The sequence below is a fragment of the Lysobacter sp. 5GHs7-4 genome, from assembly GCF_021284765.1.
Lineage (GTDB): Bacteria > Pseudomonadota > Gammaproteobacteria > Xanthomonadales > Xanthomonadaceae > Lysobacter.
Map to the genome: position 1 here is coordinate 1,667,082 of NZ_CP089924.1, position 23,307 is coordinate 1,690,388.

The 23,307-nt window shown below is 69.0% G+C and carries 22 protein-coding genes; 12 read left to right on the forward strand and 10 right to left on the reverse strand.

Features of this window, described 5'->3' with window-relative positions; genetic code table 11:
- Positions 1–7 precede the first annotated feature (7 nt).
- The 3 genes from LVB77_RS07300 to LVB77_RS07310 all read right to left on the reverse strand — a co-directional run bounded on the left by LVB77_RS07300 (position 8) and on the right by LVB77_RS07310 (position 2,717).
- Entirely contained in the window at positions 8–925 is a 918-nt protein-coding gene (locus LVB77_RS07300) for an SRPBCC family protein (protein WP_232909490.1), read from the reverse strand.
- A gap of 89 nt (positions 926–1,014) precedes the next feature.
- On the reverse strand, positions 1,015–1,998 hold the full coding sequence (locus tag LVB77_RS07305) for an acyl-CoA desaturase (protein WP_232909491.1): 984 nt from the start codon (positions 1,996–1,998) through the stop codon (positions 1,015–1,017).
- Positions 1,999–2,144: 146 nt separating this feature from the next.
- Positions 2,145–2,717, reverse strand: a complete 573-nt coding sequence (locus tag LVB77_RS07310; RefSeq protein WP_232909492.1) for a hypothetical protein — start codon at positions 2,715–2,717, stop codon at positions 2,145–2,147.
- Between the two features lie 123 nt (positions 2,718–2,840).
- Here LVB77_RS07310 and dbpA point away from each other — a divergent pair, with 123 nt between their 5' ends.
- From dbpA to LVB77_RS07325, 3 genes are all read left to right on the forward strand, one after another.
- Positions 2,841–4,223 carry an ATP-dependent RNA helicase DbpA gene (dbpA, locus tag LVB77_RS07315; protein ID WP_232909493.1) on the forward strand — a complete coding sequence of 461 codons (1,383 nt, stop codon included), beginning with the start codon at positions 2,841–2,843 and terminating at the stop codon, positions 4,221–4,223.
- A gap of 97 nt (positions 4,224–4,320) precedes the next feature.
- On the forward strand, positions 4,321–5,382 hold the full coding sequence (locus LVB77_RS07320; RefSeq protein WP_232909494.1) for a sensor domain-containing diguanylate cyclase: 1,062 nt from the start codon (positions 4,321–4,323) through the stop codon (positions 5,380–5,382).
- Between the two features lie 80 nt (positions 5,383–5,462).
- Complete coding sequence (locus tag LVB77_RS07325) at positions 5,463–6,161, forward strand: hypothetical protein (RefSeq protein WP_232909495.1); 699 nt, start codon at positions 5,463–5,465, stop codon at positions 6,159–6,161.
- An 89-nt stretch (positions 6,162–6,250) separates the two neighbouring features.
- Here LVB77_RS07325 and LVB77_RS07330 read toward each other — a convergent pair whose 3' ends face one another.
- Entirely contained in the window at positions 6,251–6,646 is a 396-nt protein-coding gene (locus LVB77_RS07330) for a DoxX family protein (protein ID WP_232909496.1), read from the reverse strand.
- A gap of 156 nt (positions 6,647–6,802) precedes the next feature.
- Here LVB77_RS07330 and LVB77_RS07335 point away from each other — a divergent pair, with 156 nt between their 5' ends.
- On the forward strand, positions 6,803–7,729 hold the full coding sequence (locus tag LVB77_RS07335; protein ID WP_232909497.1) for a S41 family peptidase: 927 nt from the start codon (positions 6,803–6,805) through the stop codon (positions 7,727–7,729).
- Between the two features lie 224 nt (positions 7,730–7,953).
- On the opposite strand, the gene LVB77_RS07340 is transcribed toward LVB77_RS07335, so the two are convergent.
- Positions 7,954–8,901 carry a DMT family transporter gene (locus tag LVB77_RS07340; protein ID WP_232909498.1) on the reverse strand — a complete coding sequence of 316 codons (948 nt, stop codon included), beginning with the start codon at positions 8,899–8,901 and terminating at the stop codon, positions 7,954–7,956.
- A 100-nt stretch (positions 8,902–9,001) separates the two neighbouring features.
- On the opposite strand from LVB77_RS07340, the gene LVB77_RS07345 reads away from it, so the two are divergent.
- The 3 genes from LVB77_RS07345 (at position 9,002) to LVB77_RS07355 (ending at position 12,718) form a co-directional block, all read left to right on the forward strand.
- Complete coding sequence (locus LVB77_RS07345) at positions 9,002–9,685, forward strand: Pr6Pr family membrane protein (protein ID WP_232909499.1); 684 nt, start codon at positions 9,002–9,004, stop codon at positions 9,683–9,685.
- Positions 9,686–9,819: 134 nt separating this feature from the next.
- Complete coding sequence (locus tag LVB77_RS07350; protein ID WP_232909500.1) at positions 9,820–12,252, forward strand: TonB-dependent receptor; 2,433 nt, start codon at positions 9,820–9,822, stop codon at positions 12,250–12,252.
- 97 nt (positions 12,253–12,349) lie between these two features.
- Positions 12,350–12,718: a TfoX/Sxy family protein gene (locus LVB77_RS07355; RefSeq protein ID WP_232909501.1), complete on the forward strand. Its 369-nt coding sequence runs from the start codon at positions 12,350–12,352 to the stop codon at positions 12,716–12,718.
- Positions 12,719–12,905: 187 nt separating this feature from the next.
- On the opposite strand, the gene LVB77_RS07360 is transcribed toward LVB77_RS07355, so the two are convergent.
- Entirely contained in the window at positions 12,906–13,790 is an 885-nt protein-coding gene (locus LVB77_RS07360; RefSeq protein WP_232909502.1) for a LysR substrate-binding domain-containing protein, read from the reverse strand.
- Positions 13,791–14,049: 259 nt separating this feature from the next.
- Here LVB77_RS07360 and LVB77_RS07365 point away from each other — a divergent pair, with 259 nt between their 5' ends.
- Both LVB77_RS07365 and LVB77_RS07370 read left to right on the forward strand, forming a co-directional pair.
- Entirely contained in the window at positions 14,050–14,946 is an 897-nt protein-coding gene (locus tag LVB77_RS07365; RefSeq protein ID WP_232909503.1) for a DMT family transporter, read from the forward strand.
- Positions 14,947–14,968: 22 nt separating this feature from the next.
- The gene (locus tag LVB77_RS07370) at positions 14,969–15,880 is read left to right on the forward strand and encodes a cyclase family protein (RefSeq protein WP_232909504.1); all 912 of its coding nucleotides are present in this window, start codon (positions 14,969–14,971) and stop codon (positions 15,878–15,880) included.
- Between the two features lies 1 nt (position 15,881).
- Here LVB77_RS07370 and LVB77_RS07375 read toward each other — a convergent pair whose 3' ends face one another.
- Positions 15,882–16,784: a LysR family transcriptional regulator gene (locus LVB77_RS07375; protein WP_232909505.1), complete on the reverse strand. Its 903-nt coding sequence runs from the start codon at positions 16,782–16,784 to the stop codon at positions 15,882–15,884.
- Between the two features lie 81 nt (positions 16,785–16,865).
- Here LVB77_RS07375 and LVB77_RS07380 point away from each other — a divergent pair, with 81 nt between their 5' ends.
- The 3 genes from LVB77_RS07380 to LVB77_RS21300 all read left to right on the forward strand — a co-directional run bounded on the left by LVB77_RS07380 (position 16,866) and on the right by LVB77_RS21300 (position 19,872).
- Positions 16,866–17,504, forward strand: a complete 639-nt coding sequence (locus LVB77_RS07380) for an NAD(P)-dependent oxidoreductase (protein WP_232909506.1) — start codon at positions 16,866–16,868, stop codon at positions 17,502–17,504.
- A 117-nt stretch (positions 17,505–17,621) separates the two neighbouring features.
- Positions 17,622–19,181 (forward strand): tetratricopeptide repeat protein, encoded by a 1,560-nt coding sequence (locus LVB77_RS07385; protein WP_232909507.1) that lies wholly within the window; start codon positions 17,622–17,624, stop codon positions 19,179–19,181.
- A 58-nt stretch (positions 19,182–19,239) separates the two neighbouring features.
- Positions 19,240–19,872, forward strand: a complete 633-nt coding sequence (locus tag LVB77_RS21300; protein WP_305068929.1) for a CatB-related O-acetyltransferase — start codon at positions 19,240–19,242, stop codon at positions 19,870–19,872.
- Positions 19,873–19,878: 6 nt separating this feature from the next.
- Here LVB77_RS21300 and LVB77_RS07395 read toward each other — a convergent pair whose 3' ends face one another.
- From LVB77_RS07395 to LVB77_RS07405, 3 genes are all read right to left on the reverse strand, one after another.
- Positions 19,879–21,198: an MFS transporter gene (locus LVB77_RS07395; protein ID WP_232909508.1), complete on the reverse strand. Its 1,320-nt coding sequence runs from the start codon at positions 21,196–21,198 to the stop codon at positions 19,879–19,881.
- A 7-nt stretch (positions 21,199–21,205) separates the two neighbouring features.
- Positions 21,206–22,189: an aldo/keto reductase gene (locus tag LVB77_RS07400; protein WP_232909509.1), complete on the reverse strand. Its 984-nt coding sequence runs from the start codon at positions 22,187–22,189 to the stop codon at positions 21,206–21,208.
- Between the two features lie 116 nt (positions 22,190–22,305).
- The gene (locus LVB77_RS07405; protein ID WP_232909510.1) at positions 22,306–23,199 is read right to left on the reverse strand and encodes a DUF72 domain-containing protein; all 894 of its coding nucleotides are present in this window, start codon (positions 23,197–23,199) and stop codon (positions 22,306–22,308) included.
- Positions 23,200–23,307: the final 108 nt, after the last annotated feature.

The window sequence follows — 23,307 nt, forward strand, 5'->3', positions numbered from 1 at the left end:
AGCGGCCTCAGCCCGCTGGAGGATGGGCGGCCGGGCGGTGCCGGGCTTCGGCGCGGCGCCGGTAGAAGGCCAGCAGGGTTTCGCTTTGACCGCCCAGCAACCAGCGCCCCAGCGGTGCGGCGTACCAGTCGAAGGCGGTGCTGACGCGGTAGTCCAGGGTCATGGACAGCTCGGTGCCGCCAGCGCGCGGGGTCAGGGTGTAGGCGGTGTCCAGCAGGTCGAAATATTTGCCGCCGATGCGCACATGGTCGTCGAGTGCGCCGGCCGGCACCGAGTCGGCATCGAAGTGGTAGCGCCAGTTGACGTAACGCTGCGGCTGCCAATCGGTCGACATCTGCTGGAAGTGGATGCCCTTGCCCATGGTCACTTCGCGCACCAGGCCGGTCGGCGTTTCGCGCACGACGCCGGCCAGCGGCTTGGGCACGCCGATGCGGTAGGTCCAGGCGCTGTCGACTTCGTCCGCGCGGATGGCGTCGACGGTCATCAGCTGACGCCAGACTTCCGCCGGCGGCGCGGCGATGAGGATGCGGCGCTCGACGCGTTCGACGCGGCCTTCGGGGTTGGGATTTTCGATCGCGCCCAGGGCCAGCGGCAGCAGCACGAAGCCGTACAGGGTCTGGCGGGGGCGCTTCAGGTAACGGCAGATGGCGCCCATCAACAGGCCGCCGACGGCGCCGATGGTCGCGAACATCGGTACGGCGATGATCACGCAGATCAGGCCTTCCTGGCCGATCGCCAGTGTGCCCACGGTGAAAATGATGTTCGCCAGGGCGCCGACGCCAGCGTGATGCCCCCAGCCATGGCGCACATGTCGCTCGGCTACGTAAACCGCGACCATGCCGACCAGCAGCGGCGCCAGCACCATGAACGAGAACATCATGGCCTCGTAGCGGCCGTCGAGCCGGCCATTGAAAACTGTGCGCAAGGCCAGTCCGGTTGCCACGCCCGCGACCAATGGCCACAGCCAATGCCAGCGCCGCGAAGGTGTCGCTGGCGTCGACGGAACGCGGCCGTTCACGGCAGCACCCGCGCGCGCAGCCCCTGACAGAACGCGCACGGCGCCGGTGCCGGTTCGGGCAGGCGATGCAGCTCCGGCCGCGCCGGCAGATCCTCGGGCAAGCGCAGCCGGCTCACCCAACCGATGCGTTCCAGCGCGCGCAGCGTCCACCAGCCCGGATCCCATTCGCCCGCATACAGCCCCAACCGCGCCGAGCCCGGAAACGCGTGGTGGTTGTTGTGCCAGCTCTCGCCCATGGTCAGCAGCGAGGCGAAGCGCACGTTGCGTCCTTGCACCGCGGCGCCGCGCACCTCGTGGTGCATGTCGCCCTGGTTGTGGGCGAAATGGCCGATCAACCAGTGGCCGAACACGCCCGCGGTCACGCGCGCGCACACGCCCCAGCACACCCAGCCCCAGCCGCCGAGCGCGAAGAACAGCAGCGCCCAAGGCAGGTGCTGCAGCATCCAGGTGCGTTGCAGGAAACGGTAGAAGGCGTCGTCGGCGATGCGCGCCTCGATCGCGATCGGCGGCGGATTCTGCAATCGCAGTTCGCAATGCAGCTGCCACCAGGCGTCGATCAGGAACGGTTGGCGATGGGCGAGGAAGTCGTGGCAATGCGGCAGGCGCTGAGCGTAGTCGCGCAGGTCGTGGGCGCGGACCAGGCCCAGCGGGCCGGCCAGGCCGACCTGCACACCGCAGTAGACCAGCAGGTACTCCAGCCACTTCGGGCAGTCGTAGCTGTCGTGGATCAGTTTGCGATGCATGCCCAGGGAATGGCCGAGCAGGAGCACGGTAGCGGTGCTGGCGACGAACAGGACCAGGGCCGACAGGCTGAAGGTCAGCGCGCCGCCTATCGAGGCGCCCAGCGCCATGGCGGTGAACCACAGCGAACGCACCGGCTCCCAGGCCACGCGGCCCCGGCTGACCGAGCGCACGGCGAGGGCGCTATCGCTGGAAGCGCGCACGCGGTGCGTGCGCAGGCTGTCGGGCAGTACATCCATGGGCGACTCCGGCTGAACCTTCGGCGTTCCGCGCCGTGGCGGGGCGCGGATGTGATTTCAATATTTAACTAATTCGCTAAATGTTTATTTCTTGCCAGGGCCGCTGTCAAGCGCACGCCGACGGACGGCATCGCGACCCGAAGGGTTCAGTCGAGGAAGTCGTACAGCCGGTAGATCCACGACAGCTCGTAGACGATGCCGGCGATCACGAACGCGCGGTGGAACCACTCCGCGCGCGTGCGTATCGCGATCAGGCACGCAGCGATGTAGGCGAGGTTCCGCAGTGGATACTCCGGCCCCATGCTGGCGAAATAGGCGCGGCCCTTGATCGCGGTGTCGATGAGGTCGATCGCGTAGCTCAGCGCCATGATTCCGAAGAACCAGCCGCGGCGCGACTGGAAATAATCCTGCCAGCCGCTGTAGTCGCCGATGTCGTCGGGAAACAGCAGGGTGCACAGCAGGAACAGCACCACCACGTACACGATCAGGAACGCGTAGGCGGTGAAGCTCCACGGATGGACGTGGATCAGGCGGAACTCCCACCACCAGAAATGGGTGAGCAACACGAACATCGACAGCGCCCAGCCCAGGTGCACCCAGTAGATGCGTTCGCGGCCCGGGTGCTGGACGAAGCGCGCCATGCCCTTGAGCAGGGTGGTGATCGCCAGGCCCAGGACGATGCCGAGTAGGATCCGGACGTGGACGAATTGCGGCTCCATGCGCGCTCCCAGATCGGTGGCGCCGGCGGCTGCGGCCGGCGCCGACGGGGGCAGCATAAGCCCGGCGGGAACGGCGCGGCGCGGTTGGAGCGCAGGCTCGGGCCAATGCTGCGATCATGGCGCATGAGCCAGACCGACGATTTCGCCTCCCTCCCGCTGTCGCCCGCCCTGTTGCAGGGCGTGGCCGCGCTCGGCTACGAGCGCATGACCCCCATCCAGGCCCAGGGCCTGCCGACCCTGTTGCAGGGCCGCGACCTGATCGCGCAAGCGCCGACCGGCAGCGGCAAGACCGCGGCCTTCGGGCTGGGCCTGCTGCACAAGCTGGACCCGGCCGACGGCCGCACCCAGGGCTTGGTGCTGTGCCCCACGCGCGAGCTGGCCGACCAGGTCGGGCGCCAGCTGCGCAAGCTCGCGTTCGCGATTCCCAACCTCAAGGTCTCGGTGCTGTGCGGCGGCATGCCGCTGGGCCCGCAGCTGGCCTCGCTGGAGCACGCCCCGCACGTGGTGGTCGGCACGCCCGGCCGCCTGCAGGAGCTGGTGCGCAAGCAAGCGCTGCGCCTGGACGCGGTGTCGGTGCTGGTGCTGGACGAGGCCGACCGCATGCTCGACATGGGCTTCGAGGAGCCGATCCGCGAGCTGGTCGGCAAGACCCCGCGCAAGCGCCAGACCCTGTTGTTCTCGGCGACGTTCCCGGATGCGATCCGCACCCTGGCGGCGAAGATGATGCGCGAGCCGGCCGAGGTCACGGTCGAGGGCGCGGCCGACCAGCCCGCGGTCGAACAGCATTTCTACGAGGTCGAGCCCGACCGCAAGACGCCGCTGCTGGCGGCGCTGCTGCTGGAGTTCCGCCCCGACTCCTGCGTGGTGTTCTGCAACATGCGCCGCGACACCGAGGAAGTCGTGGGCTCGCTCAATCACTACGGCTTCGCCGCGCTGGCCCTGCACGGCGACATGGAGCAGCGCGACCGCGACGAGGTGCTGGTGCGCTTCGCCAACCGCAGCTGCAACGTGCTGGTCGCCAGCGACGTCGCCGCGCGCGGTCTGGACGTGCAGGACCTGGCGGCGGTGGTGAACTACGAGCTGCCGACCGATCCGGACGTCTACATCCACCGCATCGGCCGCACCGGTCGCGCCGGCCGCGGCGGTGTGGCGCTGAGCTTGTGCAGCCCGCGCGAGATCGCGCGCGCGCAGCCGATCGAGGAGCGCCAGGGCCGTCCGCTGCGCTGGGAACGCGCCGCGCCGCTGGCCGGCCGCGCCAGCAACGTGCCGACCGCGCCGATGACGACCTTGCGCATCGACGCCGGCCGCACCGACAAGCTGCGGCCCGGCGACGTGCTGGGCGCGCTCACCGGCGACGCCGGCCTCAAGGCCGACCAGGTCGGCAAGATCGACGTGTTCCCGACCCGCAGCTACGTGGCCGTCGCGCGCGCGCAGGCGCCGCAGGCGCTGGCACGGTTGCGTGAAGGCAAGATCAAGGGGCGCAAGTTCCGCGTGCATAAACTGTAAGCACGCGACGTGGGCTGGCGGGCCGCGCGCGGTTGCGCGAAGCTGCGCCGGTCGCCGCGTCACGGCCGCGACGCCGCCACTGTCCAAGAGAGTGACGATGATCAAGCCGCAGAAGCCCGCCAACGAAACGCAGCGCCTGGCCGCCTTGCAGCGCTACGCGATCCTGGACACGCCTCCGGATTCGGCGTTCGACGACCTGACCGCGATCGCCGGCGCGATCTGCGCCACGCCCATGAGCACGGTGTCGCTGATCGACGCCGAGCGCCAGTGGTTCAAGGGCCGGCGCGGGCTGGAAGCGGAGGAAACGCCGCGCGATCTGGCGTTCTGCGCGCATGCGATCCTGGAACCGGAGAAAGTGCTGGTGGTGCCCGACGCGCGCGACGACGCGCGCTTCCAGGGCAATCCGCTGGTCACCGGCGATCCCAATATCCGTTTCTACGCCGGCGCGCCGCTGGTGACGCCCGACGGGTATCCGGTGGGCACCTTGTGCGTGCTGGACGATCAGCCGCGCGAGCTGGCGCCGTTCCAGATCAAGGCGCTGGAAGCCCTGTCGCGCCAGGTCACCCACCTGATGGAGCTGCGCCGCGTCAGTCACGAACTCAGCCACCAGCTCAACGAGCGCCAGTGGTACGAGGAGCAGCTGCAGCATTACCAGCAGGCGCTGGAAGCGCAGAACGCCGACCTCACCGAACAGACCCGCACCGATGTCCTGACCGGCCTGGCCAACCGGCGCGCGTTCGCCGTCGCGTTGGAGCAGGCGCTGCAAGCCGGCCGCCCGACCGCGGTGGCGGTGCTGGACATCGACCACTTCAAGATCGTCAACGACGTCCACGGCCACGCGGTCGGCGACGAGGTGCTGCAGGACGTCGCGCGTGTGCTGCGTTCGGCCAGCGGCGGCAGCGGTCTGGTCGCGCGTTACGGCGGCGAGGAATTCGTCTGGCTGATCCACGACCGCGGCTTGAACGACGCGGTGCTGCAATGCGAGTACTTGCGCGAATCGGTGGAGCACACCACCCAGACCCTGGCGGTCACCACCAGCATCGGCGTGGCCGCCGCGCGCGAGGGCGAAAGCGCCGAGCACTTGTTCGCGCGCGCCGACCAGGCCCTGTACGCGGCCAAGCGCGGCGGACGCAACCGCGTGGTCGCGTCCGAGGAGTGAGCGGCGCCGCGCTTACTTGTTGTTGGCGCTGAAGCTGCCCGCACTTGGCATAACGATGATCTGCGACGACAAGGGGGCGTATGGACGACAGGTGGGGAGCCATTTACGTGCGCCGCATGGATCAATTGCAGGAGCAGGTGGCGAGCAGCACGACCGACACTTTGCGTCGACTTAAGCAGTCGGCCTTGGAGGCTACAGAAAGCGCCTCAATGAAAGCGGAAGCGTTGTTCGAGGCTGTCGGAGGCTACGAGCTCGCACGCCGCGAGCGTATGGATGCGGACAATGCAGGCCATGACGACCAACAGGAATGGTATGAGCGGCAGCTGGCTGAAGCGAATAGAGCGATCGCTGCTGCGCCCGATGAGGCGCAGCGACGGTTGGCGAAGACGTTTTATGCAATCCAGAAACAGACCTACCGCTTTTTTCTTAGCAGGCGGGAAATTGAGCTCCAAGTACAGGGATTGAAGCCTTCGCCGGGGTCTCTGGCCCTGTCGCTCGCGAGTACCTTGTTCGAGCAGATATTCGAGCCCAATGAAAAGCGTTTCAATGCCGAGGCCGTGCTCAAGCTGCTCGACCACGCAGTGGCGCAGATTCCCCTGCTCGGCAACGCCTACGATGCGGCAAAGGCGGTGGAGGCTATCAAGAACGCCCGTCGGTACGAAAACGACGCAGCGGAAACCTATGTGTGGTACCTGGAAGACTACATCGAAAGTCTACGAGTCTGGTGCGTCTCGGCCGATGCGCTGATTGAGGTTTGCAAGCAAAAAACGCAGCCGTAGGGCAGGAGCTGCGCTCGTAGCCTCCAGACTATCCCAAGCACCGGACGCAGCCTCGCGAGCGCGTCCGAACCGCACGCTCAGGTGCGCCTTTATTTTCCGTTGGCGCTGAAGCTGCCCGGACCGAGCAGGGCGATGGCCACGCCCGAGACCAGGAACATCGCCTGCAGTTCCAACGCCCAGCCGCCCTGGTCGTTGAGGCTGTTGAGCTGGCCCAGATGGACCAGAAAGATCGCGAACAGCATGTTGATCGCGATCAGGGCGCCGCCGACGCGCGCATGCCAGCCCACGATCAGCAGGATCGGCGCCAACACTTCGCCCAGCAGCACGCCGTAGCCGAGGAAGCCGGGCAGGCCGTGGGATTCGACCAGGCGCACGATGCCGCCCATGCCGCCCTTGAGCTTGGCGATGCCGTGCAACAGGATCAGCGCGCCCAGGACGATGCGCATGAACAGACGGGCGAGATCCTGTTGGGTGTTCGGGTTCATCGGGGTTCCTGGGGCGTGAGCATGGACCTGGCGCAGGATAGTCGGCGCGGGCGTTCGTGTCTGCGGGGGCGCCGACTTCGGGCCGTCCCGCCGGGTTTGACCGGCTCGCGACGCGACGGCCAGAATCGGCCCCACCTCCCTGGTGGAACCGGTCGCATGCGCATCCTGCTGGCGTTCTCGTTGTTGGCCGCGACACTGACGGCGCAGGCGGCGGAGAGTCTGAGCATGGTCATCGCCACGGCCAAGGAACGGGCGTATCGCTCTTCGCGCGTCGACTGGCCGCAGGTGGAGACCCAGGCCGCGGCCGTCGAGCGCAGCGAGGGCGAAGACGCCGCGATCGCGTATGTGGTGAGTGCGCTGGGCGACCGGCACACCTTCTACCGTTCGGCCAATCAAACCCGACCGCCCGCGGCGGGTTCCGCCGCCGCCGCCGCGGTTCCGGCAATCGCCGTCGAGCTTCCGGCCCGGCAAGGCATCCCGGTGCTGCGGATCAATGCCTGGAGCGGCAACGCCCAGGAACAACGCGCCGCGGCCGTCAGCGTGCGCGAGAGCCTGATCCGTTCGCTGCAAGTGTCCGATTGCGGCCTGATCCTGGATTTCTCGTCGAACACGGGCGGCAACATGTGGCCGATGCTGATCGGCTTGGCGCCGTTGTTGTCGGAGGGACAGGTCGGTGCGTTTCGCGATGCCAAGGGCGGGGAGATCGTCATCGAAAACCGAGGCGGAATCATTCACTACGACGGCGGTGCGCACTTTCTCAACCAGGTGCTGAGCCAGCTGCCGCCGCGCCTGCCGAAGTCCATCGCGTTCGTGATCGGCAAGCATTCGGCCAGCTCGGGCGAGATCACGCCGATCATGTTCCGCGGTCAGGCCAATGTCCGCTTCTTTGGTACGGAGACGGCGGGCTATTCGACCTCGAACGCCACGATACGTTTGCCGAACGGCGGCCTGTTGTTGCTGACCACCTCCGCGACACTGGATCGCAACGGACGCGCCTACGAGCAGGAACTCGTGCCCGACGTGCAGTCCGCCGATCCGATCGGCGATGCGGCCGACTGGATCGGCGCGCAATGCCGTCGCTGACGGTTACGCGGGTGCCTGCCGCGTTCGCGCAGCCGTCCGGTATTGCGGCAGACGTCTCCCACGCGGAAGGATCCCCATACGCCCGCAAACGCGTACCCGTCGCATCGCGCTCAAGCTGATCGAGCCCTGGCTGATCCGGCGCGCGGCGGCGGGTCTGGATACGCGCTTGGAGTGATCGGCCGGGCAAGGCGACGCCGCGGCATCGATGCCCTTATCGCGAACGCCTACTCCGACACCTGCTTGGCCTCGGACGTGCCCAACAGCTCCGGCTGCGGCGCGCCGCGCGGGCGGCTGATCAAGGGGTGCACGAACACCGCCGACAGGATGATCGCCACGCCGACGTAGAACAGCGTGCTCAGTTCGCGCTGCTCGCCCAGCAAGGCGATGGCCAGCACGATCGCGTAGACCGGCTCCAGGTTGATCGCCAGCTGCGCGGCGAACGCGGTCATGTGGCGCAGCGCCACCAGCGACAGCGCGAACGGCAGCAGGGTGCAGACCAGCGACAGCAGCACCAGCAGCGCCGCGTCGCGCGCGCCGGGCAGCACCAGCAGCTCGCCGGCGAAGGCCGGGAACAGCAGCGGCATCACCGGCGCCAGCGCGGTCAGCGCCAGCGTGCCGGCGCCGAGTTCCAGCGCGGTCACGGTCAGCGGATCGCCGTGTTCGACCAGGCGCTTGTTGAGCGAGGAGAACAGCGCCACCAGCAGCGCCGACAGCGCGCCGACCGCCACGCCCAGGCGCATCCCGTGCGGGACGCCGCCGACCACCAGCGCCACACCTGGCAGCACCGCCACGCCCAAGGCGAGTTCGCGCTTGGAGAACCGGCGCTTGGCCAGCTTGGGTTCGATCAGCGCGGTGAACACCGTCGCCAACGCGATGCAGGTCGCGGCGACGGACGCGTTGGCGAGCTTGATCGCGCCGTAGAACGTCAGCCAGTGCAGCGCCACCAGCACGCCGATGCCGGCGTAGGACCACAGCAAGCGCGCCGGCATCGCGCGCAGGCCGCGCCAGACCTTGGGCAGCAAGGCCAGCGCGGCGACCACGATCAGCATGCGCCACCACACCAGCGGCAGCGCCGGCAGCGAGATCAGCTTGCCCAGGATCGCGGTGAAGCCCCACAGCAACACGCAAAAGTGGATCTGGACTTGCGCCTTGGCGGTCGGGGTCATCGGCATCGCGGTCGCGGACGGAAGCGCATTATCCCTCGCGAGCCTGATGCGCGGCGCGCGTGCGCGTGCGAAGCTGCGCCGCGAGCCAGGGAGAGAGCGCAGCGCCATGCCCAGCAGCGAAGCCCGTTCCACCGCCGCGCCCGAGCCGGCCCCGGCCTGGAGCCGCGCGCTGGCCGCCCTGGTCGCGGCGGTGTCGCTGGCCGCGCTGATCGGCCAGTACTGGCTGCTGATCGCGGCGACGCTGCACACCGAGGGGCCCGCGGCGGCGACGCTGCGCTACCTGAGCTACTTCACCATCCTCAGCAACCTGCTGGTCAGCGCGGTCTGCGTGCAGGCCGCGCTGGGCGGCGGTGCGCGGCTGGGGCGCTGGCTGGCGGGCGCGCGCGTGCGCGGCGGGGTCGCGCTGGCGATCGGGGTGACCGGCACGGTCTACTTCGTCGTCCTGCGCCACCTGTGGCAGCCGCAAGGCGCGCAATGGTGGGTGGACTCCGGCCTGCACTACGCGACGCCGGCCCTGTATCTGGCGTGGTGGCTGCTGGCGGTGCCGCACGGCCGCCTGGGCGGGCGCGACCTGTGGCGCTGGCTGTGGTTTCCGGCCTGCTACCTGGTGTGGACCTTCCTGCGCGGCGCGGCCGTGCAGCAGTACCCGTATCCGTTCCTGGACGTGCTGCAGCTGGGCTGGCCGACGGTGCTGCGCAATGCCGGTGGGGTGCTGGCGTTGTTCCTGGCGTTCGGCGCCGGGCTGCTCGGGGTCGACCGTCTGCTGGGGCGTCGCGGCCGGGCCGGCTGAGGCGGTCGCGAGCCGGGCCGGGGCGTATACCGGACCTGCTTTGCAAATTCTTAGCGGATTCTTTACGGATTTTGGCCATTCGGCGGCGAGTCGGCTTAGGCTAGGCGCCAGTTTCGACACCTGGGGTTAGGCCAATGACGCAACACCGCACCCGTTTCCCGCGTGCACGCTTGTTCCGCGCCGTCCACTACGCGCTCTGCCTGGCCGGTGGCCTGGCCGCCGTCTCGCCGGCCTTGGCCCAGGACGCCGCCGCGCCGGCCGAGCCGGCCAGCGAGGCCAAGACCCTGGACACCGTGTCCGTGCTCGGCTCGCGTCGCAGCCAGCGTTCCTCCGACACCGCCTCGATCTCGCCCGTGGACGTGCTGCCGATGGCGCAGGCCACCGAGGAGGGCGCGCAGTTCGATCTGGCGCAGTCGCTGCAGTACGCCGCGCCTTCGTTCAACTCCACCCGCCAGACCGGCGCCGACGGCGCCGACCTGATCGACTCGGCCGCGCTGCGCGGGCTGGGTTCGGATCAGACGCTGGTGTTGGTCAACGGCAAGCGCCATCACACCACCGCCCTGGTCAACCTGTTCGGCGCACGTAACCGCGGCAACACCGGCACCGACCTCAACACCATCCCGCTGATGGCCATCGACAGCGTCGAGATCCTGCGCGACGGCGCCGCCGCCCAGTACGGCTCGGACGCGATCGCCGGCGTGATGAACATCGCGCTGAAGAAGCGCAAGGGCTGCGAAGCGGTGGCCGGCTGGGGCCAATACTCGCGCGGCGACGGCGAGAACTGGCTGGCCTCGGGCTACTGCGGCGTCGGCCTGGGCACCGACGGCGTGCTCGGCATCACCGTGGAGTATCAGGACCGCGGCCGTTCCGACCGCTCCGAACCCAAGGGCAGCCCGCGCATCATCGGCGACTCCAAGATCCGCAATCAGACCCTGTTCCTCAACGGCGAAAAGCCGCTGAGCGAGAACGCCACGCTGTACTTCACCGCCGGCCTGCAGAACCGCGATGCGTCCTCGGCCGCGTTCGCGCGCGAGGGCATCGGTTCGGAAGACATCCCCTCGCGCAACTCCGAGGCCATGTACCCCAACGGCTTCGTGCCCTTCATCGACGGCGACCTGGAAGACCGCTTCGGCACCGTCGGTCTGCGTTGGGGCATGGGCGAATGGCAGGCCGACCTGTCGGCCACCTACGGCTACAACGAGCTGCGCTACGACATCAACCACACCCTCAACGCTTCCATCGCCAACCTCGATCTGCAAAATGGCGGCCGCGGCGTCAGCGCCAGCCGCTTCGATGCCGGTGGGTTCTCGTTCCGCCAGAACACCTACAACTTCGACGTCAGCCGCTACTTCGACACCGTCTTCAACGGCTTCAACGCCGCCTTCGGTCTGGAACGCCGCGACGAGCGCTACAGCATCTACGCCGGCGAGCCGGGTTCCTACATCGACGCCGACGGCGTGGGCGTGGGCGGTAATGCGGGCAGCCAGGGCTTCCCGGGCTTCCAGCCCAGCGACGCCGGCAGCCACGAGCGCGACAGCTGGGCCGCCTACGTGGACCTGGAAGCGGACTTCACCGACCGCCTGACCACCGGTTTCGCGCTGCGCTACGAGGACTACAGCGACTTCGGCGACACCCTGACCGGCAAGCTCGCCGCCGGTTTCCGTGCCACCGATACCCTGATGCTGCGCGCCTCGGCCAGCACCGGCTTCCGCGCGCCGTCGCTGCAGCAGAAGTACTTCTCCTCCACCATCACCGACTTCATCAACGGCGAACCGGTGGACGTGGTGATCGCGCCCAACGGCGGCACCATCGCCAACGCCGCCGGCCTGCCGCTGCTGCAGGACGAAACTTCGCGCAACTACACGCTGGGCCTGACCTGGTCGCCGACCGCGAACACCTCGTTCACGCTGGACGCCTACCGCATCAACATCGACGACCGCATCGTGCTCAGCGGCCGCTTCGACACCACCGATCCGACCATCGGCGCGATCCTGCAGTCGCTGGGCGTGGGCCAGGCGCAGTTCTTCGTCAACTCGGTCGACACCAAGACCGAGGGCGTGGACCTGACCTTCAATCACGAGGCGGAGTGGGGCGGCGGCAAGCTCGGCACCTTCGTCGCGCTCAACCTCAACCGCACCAAGGTCACCGGCATCCACGCGCCGCCGGCCCTGGTCGGGCGCGAGGACGTGCTGCTGTCCGAGCGCGAGCGTCTGTTCATCGAGCAGGGCGCGCCCAAGTCCAAGGCCGTGGTCGGTTTCGACTACAGCCGCGGCGCCTGGGAAGGCGATCTGAAGGTGATCTACTTCGGCCCGCAGACCCTGGGCACCTTCTCCGGCACCGCCGGCGGCGTGCCCAACGCGCGCTACGACGCCAAGACCTCGGCCGACATCAGCGTGACCTACGCGTTCGGCGAGAACACCAAGCTCACCGTCGGCGGCGCCAACGTGTTCGACGTCAAGCCGACCCGCCAGGACCCCAACGAGACCGACAACGGCCACGTGTTCGACAGCGTGCAGTTCGGCCTCAATGGCGCGGCTTACTTCGTGAGGCTGTGGCACCGGTTCTGATCGGTGCGGCCTGGCGGATGCGGTCTGATCGGTACAGTCCGACCGCATCCGATGCGCGTATCCTTCCGGCGTCCGCGCCGGAAGGAGCCGGGTACTGGTGAGCAGCGACTATCTGAATTACCTGCGCGAGCTGATGGCCGGCTTCGGCACGGTCACGGTGCGGCGCATGTTCGGCGGGCACGGCTTGTACCGCGACGAGGTGTTCTTCGCCCTGGTCGACGAGGATGTGCTCTATCTGAAGGCCGATGACGCCAGCCGCGCGCGTTTCGAAGCGGCGGGCTGCGCCCCGTTCGGTTTCCTCAAGCAGGGGCAGCGGGTCGAAACGAGCTATTGGTCGGCGCCCGAATCGGCGCTGGATTCGGCCGAGGATCTGCGGCCGTGGCTGGATCTTGCCTACGAAGCGGCCTTGCGCAAGCGCGAGGCGGGGCCGAAGAAGAAGCTGCGAAGCGCGCGCAAGCCGAAGTGACGGCGGTGGGTTAGGGCCGTCGTTGCGACCGGAAAACCAGGCGGGTGTGCTCTCTGTGGGAGCGGCGTGAGCCGCGATCGTGATCTCGCAGCGACTCAGTCCCATCGCGGCTCACGCCGCTCCCACAGAAGGCAGGCGCGCGGCTTGCGCCGCTCCTACACCCAGGCCCCGGCAGCGGGCAGCGGCGTCACTCCTTCTCCACCGCCAACAACCAATCCAGAAACAGCCGCGCCGAGGCGCGCAGCCGGCGGTGCGAGGGATAGACCGCGTAATAGCCCCAGCGCGCCTTCACCGACGGGCCGGGCAGGCGCACCAGTTCGCCCGAGCGCAGGTAAGGCACCGCGATCTGTTCGCGCGCCAGCGCCGCGCCCAGGCCGTGCACCGCGGCCTGCAGGGCGTCGGTGGTGTCGCTGAAACTGTAGCGCTCGTCCAGCTTGACGCCGTGCACCTCGGCGGCGCGGAACCAGTCGTGCCAGCCCTGGCGCGCGTGGTCGGAGATCAGCGGCAGGCGCGCGACCTGCGCGGCCTCGCGCAATTCCGACACGCCGGGCAGGCTCGGCGCGGCGACCGGAAACAGGGAATCGTCCATCAGGTGATGCGCGGTCAGGCCCGGCCAATGACCGGGGCCGTGGCGGATGCCCAGGTCGGGGCCGCCTTCGTCGAACCGGGTGAGGGCGATCTCGGTGTCCACGCTCAGGCGCAACTGCGGGTGCGCGGCAACGAAGCCGGGCAGGCGCGGCAGCAGCCAGGTGTAGGCCAGCGAGTGCAGGGTGGTGACGCGCACGCGGTCGTGTTCGGCGCGCGCCACCCGCAGGCTGCGCAGCACGCCCTCCATGTCGGCCATCGCCGAGCCCGCGGCGTCGGCGAGCTGGCGCCCTTCGGCGGTCAGCGACACGCCACGCGCGTGGCGCTGGAACAGGCTGACCTCCAGCCGTGCCTCGAGCTTGCGCACGTGGTGGCTGACCGCGCTGGCGGTCAGGTGCAGCTCGTCGGCGGCATGGGCGAAATTCTGATGGCGGGCGGCGGCTTCGAAGGCGGCCAACGCCGGCAGCAGGTCGGAACGCAGGGCCATGGTTAGCCTCAAATCCTGTTTGTGCCTGACCTCCAAAGTATGCGCTTGTGGCGCCGATACGGGTGAGGACAATGGTCGCAGACAGCAATTTGGCTGTTGCCGCAGCCCGGCTCGGACACGGCCTTGGTCGCGACGACCCGGGCGGCCGAACCGCCGTCACTTCACCGGCGTGCGAGTCCCTGAGCGCCCGCCCGATCGACCTGCAGCGCACCGCAGCGCAAGACCGCAGCACCCCCACCGCCCCCATGCGAGCCCCGTCATGCCTTCGATCGATACCGTCGTTCCCTTGGAAACGCCCGCGACACGGGCCTGGCTGACGCCGCTGGAACTGGGCGTGCTGGGCGCGATCTGGGGCGCCTCGTTTCTGTTCATGCGCGTGGCCGTGCACGACTTCGGCGCGATACCGCTGGTCGAGGTGCGATTGGCGCTGGGCTCGCTGGTGCTGCTGCCGTTCCTGTGGCGCGCCCGCGCGCAGTTCCCGGCCAAACTGTGGCCGAAGATCGTGGTGATCGGCGCGATCAACTCGGCGGTGCCCTTCATGCTGTTCGCCTGGGCCGCGCAACGCGCGCCGGCCGGCATCGGCGCGATCGCCAACGCCATGACCGTGCTGTTCACCGCGCTGGTCGGCTTCCTGTTCTTCGGCGAAAAGATCGGCGGGCGCCGCAGCGTCGCGTTGCTGGTCGGTTTTCTCGGCGTGGTGGTGCTGGCCAGCGGCAAGACCGCCGGTGCCAGCATCAGCTGGGCGGTGGCGGCCGGCGCCGGCGCGGCCTTCCTGTACGGCATCGGCATCAACCTGGTGCGCCGTCATCTGACCGGCCTGCCGCCGGCCGCGGTCGCCTCGGCCACGCTAGGCGTTTCGGCGCTGCTGGTGCTGCCGTTCGCGCTCAGCAGCTGGCCGACCCATGCGATTCCGATGAAGTCCTGGTTCTCGGCGACCCTGCTGGGCGTGCTGTGCACCGGCGCGGCCTTCGTCATGTACTACCGCCTGATCGCGCGCATCGGCGCCAACCGCGCTTCCACCGTGACCTATCTGATCCCGGTGTTCGGCGTGGCCTGGGCCTGGCTGCTGTTGGACGAACCGCTGACCCTGACCATGGGCATCGCCGGCGCGATGATCCTGGGCAGCGTCGCGCTCAGCCAGCGCAGCGCGCGTTGATCGGCATAGGAACCGCACATCCATGAACGACACGTCCCACGATTCCGTGCAACACCGCGTCCGCTTCGACTTCGAGATCGAGTTCACCAACGGCGGCGGCATCCAGGGCCAGGATTTCCGCCTCGACATCGACGGCGACGACATCGCCGACGCCGCGCTGGTCGACTACATCGTGCGCGACCTGCGTCTGCTGATGGTCGGCCAGGCGCGCATCCTCAACAAGGCGATCATCGTCGAGGCGCACAAGCGCAAGGGCGAGGCCGCCGATCCCGGGCGTCGCGTCTACGTCGACCTCAGCCACACCATCGAGGACGGCCTGGTCACGTATCCGGGCATGCCGGCGGCGCGCGTGTGCGACTACCTCAGCCGCGAGGCCTCGCGTGCGATCTACGAAGAGGGCACCGAGTTCCAGATCGCGCGCATCGAAATGGTCGCCAACACCGGCACCTACATCGACTGTCCCTCGCACCGCTACGCGCACGGCCACGACCTGGCCGGATTGCGGCCCGAGGCCTGCGCGGATCTGGAAGGCATCGTGATCCGCGCCGACCATCGCCAGGTCAACGCGATCGATGCGTCCTGGTTCCGCGACAAGGAAATCCGCGGCCGCGCCGTGCTGGTGCACACCGGTTGGGACGCGCATTGGGCCGATCCCAGCTACGCGGTCGGGCATCCGTTCCTGACCGAGGACGCGGCGGTGTACCTGCGCGATTGCGGGGTCAAGTTGGTCGGCATCGATTCGATGAACATCGACGACACCCGCGGCCGCGCGCGGCCGGTGCACAGCACCTTGCTGGGCGCCGACATTCTGATCGTCGAGCATCTGCGCAATCTGGCCGCGCTGCCGGACCAGGGCTTCAGCTTCAGCGCCGTGCCGCCCAAGGTGCGCGGTGCCGGAACCTTCCCGGTGCGCGCGCTGGCGCGGCTGGATTGAGTCAGTCGCTCAGATAGGCCTGCAGTGCGGCGATCGCCAGCCGCACCTTGGCCGGTTGCGAATCGCGCTGGGCGGTGACCGCGTACACGCCCAGCGGCGACATCGACCATTCCGGCAGCACCGCGACCACGCCGCCGTCGGCGAGCAACTGCGTCGCGTCGGGCCCGGGCAGGCGCATGATGCCCAGGTCCTGCAGCATCATCTGCTTGAGCGCCTCGGCGCTGTTGCCGACGATGCGTCCGCCCACGCGCACGCGCCGCGACGGCTCGCCCGGACGATGCAGCTCGACGTACTCGGGTTGGTTGATCACGCTCAAGATCAGCAGCGGATGTTCGCTCAGTTCCTCCGGCGTTTGCGGCAGCCCGTGCGCCTGCGCGTACGCAGGCGTGCACACCAGCAGATAACGCCACTCGGTCAGACGGCGCGCGATCAGGCTGGAATCGCCCATCGTGCCCACGCGCACGGCCAGGTCGATGCGCTCGCCGATCAGGTCGATCTGACGGTCTTCGGCGAACAGGCGCAGCGACAGCGCCGGATGCGCACGTAGCAACGGCGCCAGCGCCTCGGCCAGATAGCGGGCGAAGCCCACCGGCACGGCGACGCGCAATTCGCCGCGCGGCTCGTCGCGCAGATCGCCCAGCCGGCGTTCGGCGGCGCGCGCGGCGTGCAGCATGCCGGCGCAGTCCTCGTAGTAGGCCTGGCCGGCCTCGGTGGTGGTGAGCTTGCGGGTGGAGCGGTGCAGCAGCACCACGCCGATCTCCTCCTCCAGCCGCCGCAGCTGCTGGCTGACCGCCGACGGCGTCATGTCCAGCTCGCGCGCGGCCGCGCTCATCGAGCCCAGTTCGACCACGCGGGCGTACAGGGCCATGCGCTTGAGGCGGTCTATCGTGAAGTCCAGCTTCATGGTTCTAGTCCGAATCCTGGTCTTATCGGCCAATCTTGTAGTGGGAATACTAGCGCCACCTGACCACACCGGAGCAATCCCATGAACATCGCCCTGATCGGCGCCAGCGGCTTCATCGGCTCGGCGCTGCGTAACGAAGCCCTGTCGCGCGGCCATCGCGTGACTGCCCTGGTCGGCCGCCCGCAGCGGTTGGAGGCCGCGCCGGGCCTGACTGCGTTCGCCGCCGACGTGCTCGACACGCAGCGCCTGGCCCAGCAGCTGGCCGGCCACGACGCGGTGATCAGCGCCTTCAGCGGCCACAGCCAGGACGACGTACGCGACTATTTCAACCGCGGCAGCGCGGCGATCGTCGCCGCGGTCAAACAGGCCGGCGTGCCGCGCCTGCTGGTGGTCGGCGGCGCCGGCAGCCTGGAAGTCGCCCCCGGCCTGCAACTGGTCGACACGCCCGAGTTCCCCGCGCAGTGGAAGGGCTCAGCGCTGGGCGGCCGCGACGTGCTCGAAGCGCTGCGCCAGGAGCCGACGCTGGACTGGACCTACCTCAGTCCGGCCGCGCTGATCGAACCCGGCCAACGCACCGGCCGCTACCGCCTCGGCGGCGAGCAGCTGCTGGTGGACGAGGCCGGCGATTCCAAGATCTCGGTCGAGGACTACGCGCTGGCGCTGATCGACGAGTTGGAGCAGCCCGCGCACAGCCGCCGCCGTTTCAGCATCGCGTACTGAGCGCGACGACGGGGCGCAGCGCGGTCGCGCCGCGCCCCGTCGCTTCGTCCCGCGCGTGGGGATCGGCTAACCTGCCCGCATCGGGGGCGGTCGTGGCGATGCGCCGGCAGGGGACACATGGGCTTCAAGCGTGCGGGGGCGGCGTTCGCGCTGGTTTTCGGGTTGTGCGTGGCCGGCGATGCGTCCGCGCAAGCGCAGTGCGAGCATCTGGGCGCGCAGGCCGTCGCCGCCGAGCGGCAGGGCCGGCCGTTCTGGTTCCGCACCTATAAAAAACGTCGGCTGGTCGCGCTGGTATTGGCCGAATGCGCCTACCGTCCGGAGGCCGAACGCGCCCTGGCCACCGCTATCGACGACCGACGCTTCGCGCGTCTGTCGGTGCAGGACCGATACACCACGTTGTCCGCTGCGGCGACCAATGCCTGGCAATTGCAGCACTACCCGCAGGCGCGCGATCTGTATCGCCGTGTGGTCGCACTATCTCCCGACGAAGCCGACGACTGGTACCGCCTGTCCGTGCTGGAGCGCGTGCAAGGCGATCACGCAGCCTCGGCGCGCGCGATGATCCATGTGATCGAACATTGGCCGGAATTGCTGGATCACGTTCAAGATCAATCGATCTTCGCGCTGATTCATCAGCTTGAGCCGCGCGCGCAAGTCCGCCTGGATCTCTTGCAGGCGCTGTACGACGCCAACTGGCAGCGCAAGGGGCAGGGCGCCGACACGGCCTGGTACGAGCTGGCGCTGATGCGCGTGGATCGCGGCGAAGCCGACGCCGCGCGCGCGGCGATCCGGCGCATATCCGCCTCGCGCGAGCTGATCCTGTTGCGCGCCGATCGTCGTTTCGACGGCTTGGTCGATCGCCAAGCCATGGCCTTCGACGTGGACAACGCGGCGCTGCGCGAGGTGGAGCTGCAACGCACGCTGTTGGCGGCGCGGCCCGACTCGCTGCAATTGCACACCCAGCTCAGTCGCGCCCTGCTGATGTTGGGCCGCAGCGAAGAGGCCCTGGCCTTGTGCGACGACGCACTGAAAGCCATCGCCGATGCCCCGGCCGATCGTCCGCCCTATGCCGACGACGCCGAGTACCGCGTGTGGCTGATGAACAACCGCGCGATCGCCTTGCGCCGGCTGGGCCGTCTGGACGAGGCCCTGCAGGAATTGCGACGCGCCAGCGAGCGGCGCGAGGGCGACAGCGTCAACGTCAGCCAGATCCTGAATCTGGGCGACTACTACGCCTCCCTGGGACGGTCGGACGAGGCGCTGGCGACGGTCGCCGCCGTGGGCACGGACATCAATGGCTATGGCCGCATGGTGCAGGCTCTGGTGGAGCTGCGCGCGCAGTCGCAGCGTGGCGATGCCGCGCAGGTCGCGCGCGCCTTGGCTTACTTGCGCGAGCATCGTCGGGAGGACGGGACTGTGCTGTTGGAAGGGCTGCTGCAAGCCGGCCGCATGGACGAAGCCGAGCAGGCGCTGTTGGCGTCGCTGGCGTCCGCCAGCGAACGCGCCGACGCGCTGTACTGGTTGCAACGCTTCCGTGAGGCCGATGCGCTGCCGGGCGATCGCGACCGGCGCGCGCGCAAAGCCGAACTGATCGCGCGCGAGCGCGTGCAGGCCGCGATCGCACAGGTGGGCCGCATCGAGTCCTACGGCATCCATGCCACGAACGAAATGGATTGAGCGTCGCCCATCCTGGCGGCTGGCATACTCGGGCGCCACGGCCCAGGCAGGAGCCCGCATGCACGGCCCCGATCCTAACGACCCGCATCCGATGCGCGGCTTCCCGCAGATCTGCTACATCCGCAACACCGTCGACAATCCGCAGATCCAGGTCGGCGAATACAGCTACTACGACGATCCCGAGGATTCGGAAGGGTTCGAGCGCAATGTGCTGTACCTGTTTCCGTTCATCGGCGACCGCCTGGTCATCGGCCGCTATTGCGCGATCGCGCGCGGCGCGACCTTCGTCATGAACGGCGCCAATCACCGCATGTCGGGGTTCTCGACTTATCCCTTCAATATCTTCGGCAACGGCTGGGAGCGGACCACGCCGTTGCCGGAGGAGCTGCCGTACAAGGGCGATACGGTGATCGGCAACGATGTCTGGATCGGCTATCAGGCGCTGCTGATGCCCGGCGTGAACGTCGGCGACGGCGCCATCGTCGCCGCGCGTTCGGTGGTGACCGCGGACGTGCCCGCGTACGCGATCGTCGGCGGCAATCCGGCGCGCGTGCTGCGCATGCGCTACCGGCCGGATCAGGTCGAACGCCTGCTGCGCATCGCCTGGTGGGAGTGGGACGCGGCCAAGGTCAGCCGCAATCTGGAATCGATCGTCGGCGGCGACCTGGACGCCCTGGAAGCCGCGCAGTGAGCGCGGTCAGGGCGTAGACGCCGCGTTCTGCGGCAGCTCCGCATCGGCGGCGCCGCGGCGGCTCTGCGCCCGCGCCAGCGCGTAGCCGGTGCCGGCCCACACCAGCGCGATCGCGGCGCCGATCAGGGCGGCCAGCGCCGGATGCTGGGCCAGCGCATCGAGCAAGGCCTTGGCCCAGCCGCTGACCGCATCGGCGCCTCGGTAAACCACCGAGTCGATGAAGTTCTTGGCCTTGTACTTGGCCTGCGTGGGCACCGTGGTGAACAGCATCTCGCGGCCCGGACGCACGAAGGCGTACTCGCCGGCGCGCCGCACCACCATCACCACCGCCAGCACGGCGAAGGTCGGCGCCAGCGCCAGCCACAGGAAGCCGAACACGGTCACCAGCGGCACCGCCACCAGCAGCACGCCGATGCCCAGTCGCTGCGCCAGACGGCCGGTCAGGAACAACTGCGACAGGATCGCCAGGCTCTGTACCACCACGTCGATGGTGCCGAACACGCGGGTCTGGTCGGCGCGGTCGGGGTAGGTCAGTTCGACCAGACGCGCCTGCTCGAAGTACAGGAAGGTGCTGACGCTGGCCAGCAACAGCACGAAGGCGGCGATGCCGAGCAGGAACGGAGAGCGCAGCACATCGGTGAAGCCGGCGAACGGGCTGCCGCCCAGCGGCCGCGCGCGCGCAGCGGCGCTGGCTTGCGCAGGCAGCGGATGGGCGTCGCGCCAGCGCTGCAGGCGCCGGCCGACGTCGATGGCCGCGATCAACAGCGCCGCCGACAGCCACAGCAAGCCGGCGTGACCGATGCGGCCCACCAGGGCGACGCCGAGCAGCGGGCCGACCAGTCCGCCGAAGCTCGCGCCCGAGGCCATCAGGGCGAACACGCGCTTGGCCTGGTCGATCGGGAATAGATCGGCCAGCACGCTCCAGGCCACCGAGATCGCGATCAGGTTGAACACCGACAGCCAGATGTAGAACGCGCGCGCGAACCACAGGTTGTCCGGCGCCCAATGGAAGCCCAGCGCGAAGCCGGCCAGATTCACGGCGAAGAACCCGAAGGTCCAGGGCAGCACGCGCCGGCGCCGCACGCGCGCGGCCAGCCAGCCGAACAGCGGCATCACCGCCAGCGTGGCGACGAAGGTGCCGGTGAACAGCCATTGCAGATTGTCCACGCCGCCGGCGATGCCCATGGTCTCGCGCACCGGGCGCAGCATGAAATAGCCGGCGAACAGCAGAAAGAACAGCAGCACGCCCATCGCCGCCGGCTCGGCCTCGCGTTCGTCGATGCCGAACAGGCCGGCCAGACGGCGTTGCAGCGCAGTGGCGCTCATGCGCGGCTCAGCCGATCGCGGCGACCAGCGCCGCGCGCTGCTTGGCGTCCAGCAGGGCGCCGACGCCGGCCTTGAGGTTGTCGGTCTGGTTCTTGGGCTTGGAGGTAGCCGGTATCACCACCGTCACCGCCGGTTCGCTGAGCACGAATTTCAGGAACAGCTGCGCCCAGGAGTCGGCGCCGACCTCGGCCGCCCACGCCGGCACCGGTTTGTCGCGCACCTGCGCGAACAGGCGCCCGTCCTCGAACGCGCGGTTGACGATCACCGCGATGCCCAATTCGCGCGCGAGCGGAAAGATCGTGCGCTCGGCGCCGCGCGAAACCGGCGAGTAGTTGATCTGCACGAATTCCGGCTTCAGCGCGCGCATTTCCTCGGCGAGCTGGGCCTGGGCATCGTCGCGGTAGTGAGTGAGGCCGACGTAGCGCACCTTGCCCTGCTGCTTGAGCTCGCGCGCCAGCGCCAGCTGGGTGCGGGTGTCGCGCAGGTTATGCACTTGCAGCAGGTCGATCTTGTCGGTGCGCAGGCGCCGCAGCGATTCGCCGAACTGCGCCAGGCCCTCGTCGCGGCCGCTGACGCCGGACAGCTTGGTGGCCAGAAACAGCTTCGGCCGTGCCTGCGCTTCGGCCAGCAGGTCGCCCAGCACGTCCTCGGCGCTGGAGTAGGTGGGCGCGGTGTCGATCAGGGTCGCGCCGGCGTCGATGAAGCGCGCCAGCACCTCGCGCAGCGGCGCGCGCGCGTCGGTGCCGGCGCCGACTTCGAAACTGCCGGAGGTGCCCATGCCGATCACCGGCAGCTGCTCGCCGCTGGCCGGGATCGCGCGCTTGAGCAGCGGGCCGCGGAAGGGTTGCTCGGCGGTGAGTGCGCCGGTGGGTTTCGCCGGCTCGCCGCTCAAGGGGCGCGGCGTGTCCTGACTGCAGGCCGCCAAAGGCGCCAGCGCCAGTCCGGTGGCGGTGAGGGTGGCGGTGGCGATGAAATCCCGACGGCTGGCCATGGCGCGTTTCTCGCGTTGCGGAGTAGGCGTGGATCCACCGCAGCCTCGCCGCTGGCGGCGGCCGCGGACAGTGCCGTTAGCCATGTGCGCCGGCGCCAGGCCGGCGCGGTCGCGAATCAGCGCGCGCCGAGACGCTGCAGCAAGGCCATGGCCGCGGCCGGATTGCGCGCCTTGGCGGCGCTGATGAAATACAGGTAGACCTCGCGCGGGCGCGCGCCGGCCTCGCCGACGCCGCCGACATGCGGCAGATCGGTCGGATCGCCACCGCCGGCCCATGCGCGGGCGCGAGCCGCCCATGCGTCGAGTTCGGCATCGGCATAGCCGGTGCTCACGTCGGCGCGCGAACGCATCAGGCGCGCGTAGACGAAGTCGCCGGTGATGTCGGCCAGCGAAGGGTATTCGTCGGAGTCGGTGTAAACGGTCGCGACCTTGCGCTCGCGCGCCAGGCGCAGGTAGTCGGGATCGCGGAAGCTGTCGTTGCGCACCTCCAGCACATGCCGCAGCGCGCGGCCCTCGAGTTCGCGCGGCAGACCGTCGAGGAAGGCGGCGACATCGTCGCGATCGAACACGCGGCTGGGCGCCAACTGCCACAGGATCGGCCCCAGACGCGTGCCGAACTCGGCCAGGCCGCCGTCGACGAAGGCCTGCGCGGCCTTGATGTTGCGCGCCAGCGCGCCCGACTGGGTGATCCGACCCGGTGCCTTGAGCGAGAACACGAAGCTGTCCGGCGTTTCCGCGGCCCACTTGGCGTAGGTGGCCGGTTTCTGCGCGCTGTAGAAGGTGCCGTTGATCTCGATGCTGCTGAGCTCGCGGCTGGCGTATTCCAACTCGCGGCGCTGCACCAGTCCCTTGGGATAGAAATTGTCGCGCCAGGGCGCGTAGGTCCAACCGCCGATGCCGACGCGGATGCCGTCCACCGGCGGCACGCGGCGCGCCGCATCGTCGTGGCCGGGCGGCGCGGAGAACAAGTCGCCGGCGGGAGCGGTTTTCTGGGTGCGCGAGGGGCTCATGCGGGTGTCGTCATCCGGAAGGGGCGGCCGCTCGATCGCAGACGCGGCATCGTGGGAGGCAGATCGTACCGCCAGCGGCGGCCGCCGATCGCATCGTGTCCGAGCATA

Coding starts and splice junctions, on each gene's coding strand:
- LVB77_RS07310 (WP_232909492.1), bottom strand. CDS start 2,717: ATGGAGCCGCAATTCGTCCACGTCCGGATCCTACTCGGCATCGTCCTG.
- LVB77_RS07400 (WP_232909509.1), bottom strand. CDS start 22,189: ATGGCCAGCCGTCGGGATTTCATCGCCACCGCCACCCTCACCGCCACC.
- LVB77_RS07340 (WP_232909498.1), bottom strand. CDS start 8,901: ATGCCGATGACCCCGACCGCCAAGGCGCAAGTCCAGATCCACTTTTGC.
- LVB77_RS07345 (WP_232909499.1), top strand. CDS start 9,002: ATGCCCAGCAGCGAAGCCCGTTCCACCGCCGCGCCCGAGCCGGCCCCG.
- LVB77_RS07380 (WP_232909506.1), top strand. CDS start 16,866: ATGAACATCGCCCTGATCGGCGCCAGCGGCTTCATCGGCTCGGCGCTG.
- LVB77_RS07405 (WP_232909510.1), bottom strand. CDS start 23,199: ATGAGCCCCTCGCGCACCCAGAAAACCGCTCCCGCCGGCGACTTGTTC.
- LVB77_RS07365 (WP_232909503.1), top strand. CDS start 14,050: ATGCCTTCGATCGATACCGTCGTTCCCTTGGAAACGCCCGCGACACGG.
- LVB77_RS07360 (WP_232909502.1), bottom strand. CDS start 13,790: ATGGCCCTGCGTTCCGACCTGCTGCCGGCGTTGGCCGCCTTCGAAGCC.
- LVB77_RS07325 (WP_232909495.1), top strand. CDS start 5,463: ATGGACGACAGGTGGGGAGCCATTTACGTGCGCCGCATGGATCAATTG.
- LVB77_RS07395 (WP_232909508.1), bottom strand. CDS start 21,198: ATGAGCGCCACTGCGCTGCAACGCCGTCTGGCCGGCCTGTTCGGCATC.
- LVB77_RS07335 (WP_232909497.1), top strand. CDS start 6,803: ATGCGCATCCTGCTGGCGTTCTCGTTGTTGGCCGCGACACTGACGGCG.
- LVB77_RS07370 (WP_232909504.1), top strand. CDS start 14,969: ATGAACGACACGTCCCACGATTCCGTGCAACACCGCGTCCGCTTCGAC.
- LVB77_RS07305 (WP_232909491.1), bottom strand. CDS start 1,998: ATGGATGTACTGCCCGACAGCCTGCGCACGCACCGCGTGCGCGCTTCC.
- LVB77_RS07330 (WP_232909496.1), bottom strand. CDS start 6,646: ATGAACCCGAACACCCAACAGGATCTCGCCCGTCTGTTCATGCGCATC.
- LVB77_RS07375 (WP_232909505.1), bottom strand. CDS start 16,784: ATGAAGCTGGACTTCACGATAGACCGCCTCAAGCGCATGGCCCTGTAC.
- LVB77_RS07350 (WP_232909500.1), top strand. CDS start 9,820: ATGACGCAACACCGCACCCGTTTCCCGCGTGCACGCTTGTTCCGCGCC.
- LVB77_RS07320 (WP_232909494.1), top strand. CDS start 4,321: ATGATCAAGCCGCAGAAGCCCGCCAACGAAACGCAGCGCCTGGCCGCC.
- LVB77_RS07385 (WP_232909507.1), top strand. CDS start 17,622: ATGGGCTTCAAGCGTGCGGGGGCGGCGTTCGCGCTGGTTTTCGGGTTG.
- LVB77_RS21300 (WP_305068929.1), top strand. CDS start 19,240: ATGCACGGCCCCGATCCTAACGACCCGCATCCGATGCGCGGCTTCCCG.
- dbpA (WP_232909493.1), top strand. CDS start 2,841: ATGAGCCAGACCGACGATTTCGCCTCCCTCCCGCTGTCGCCCGCCCTG.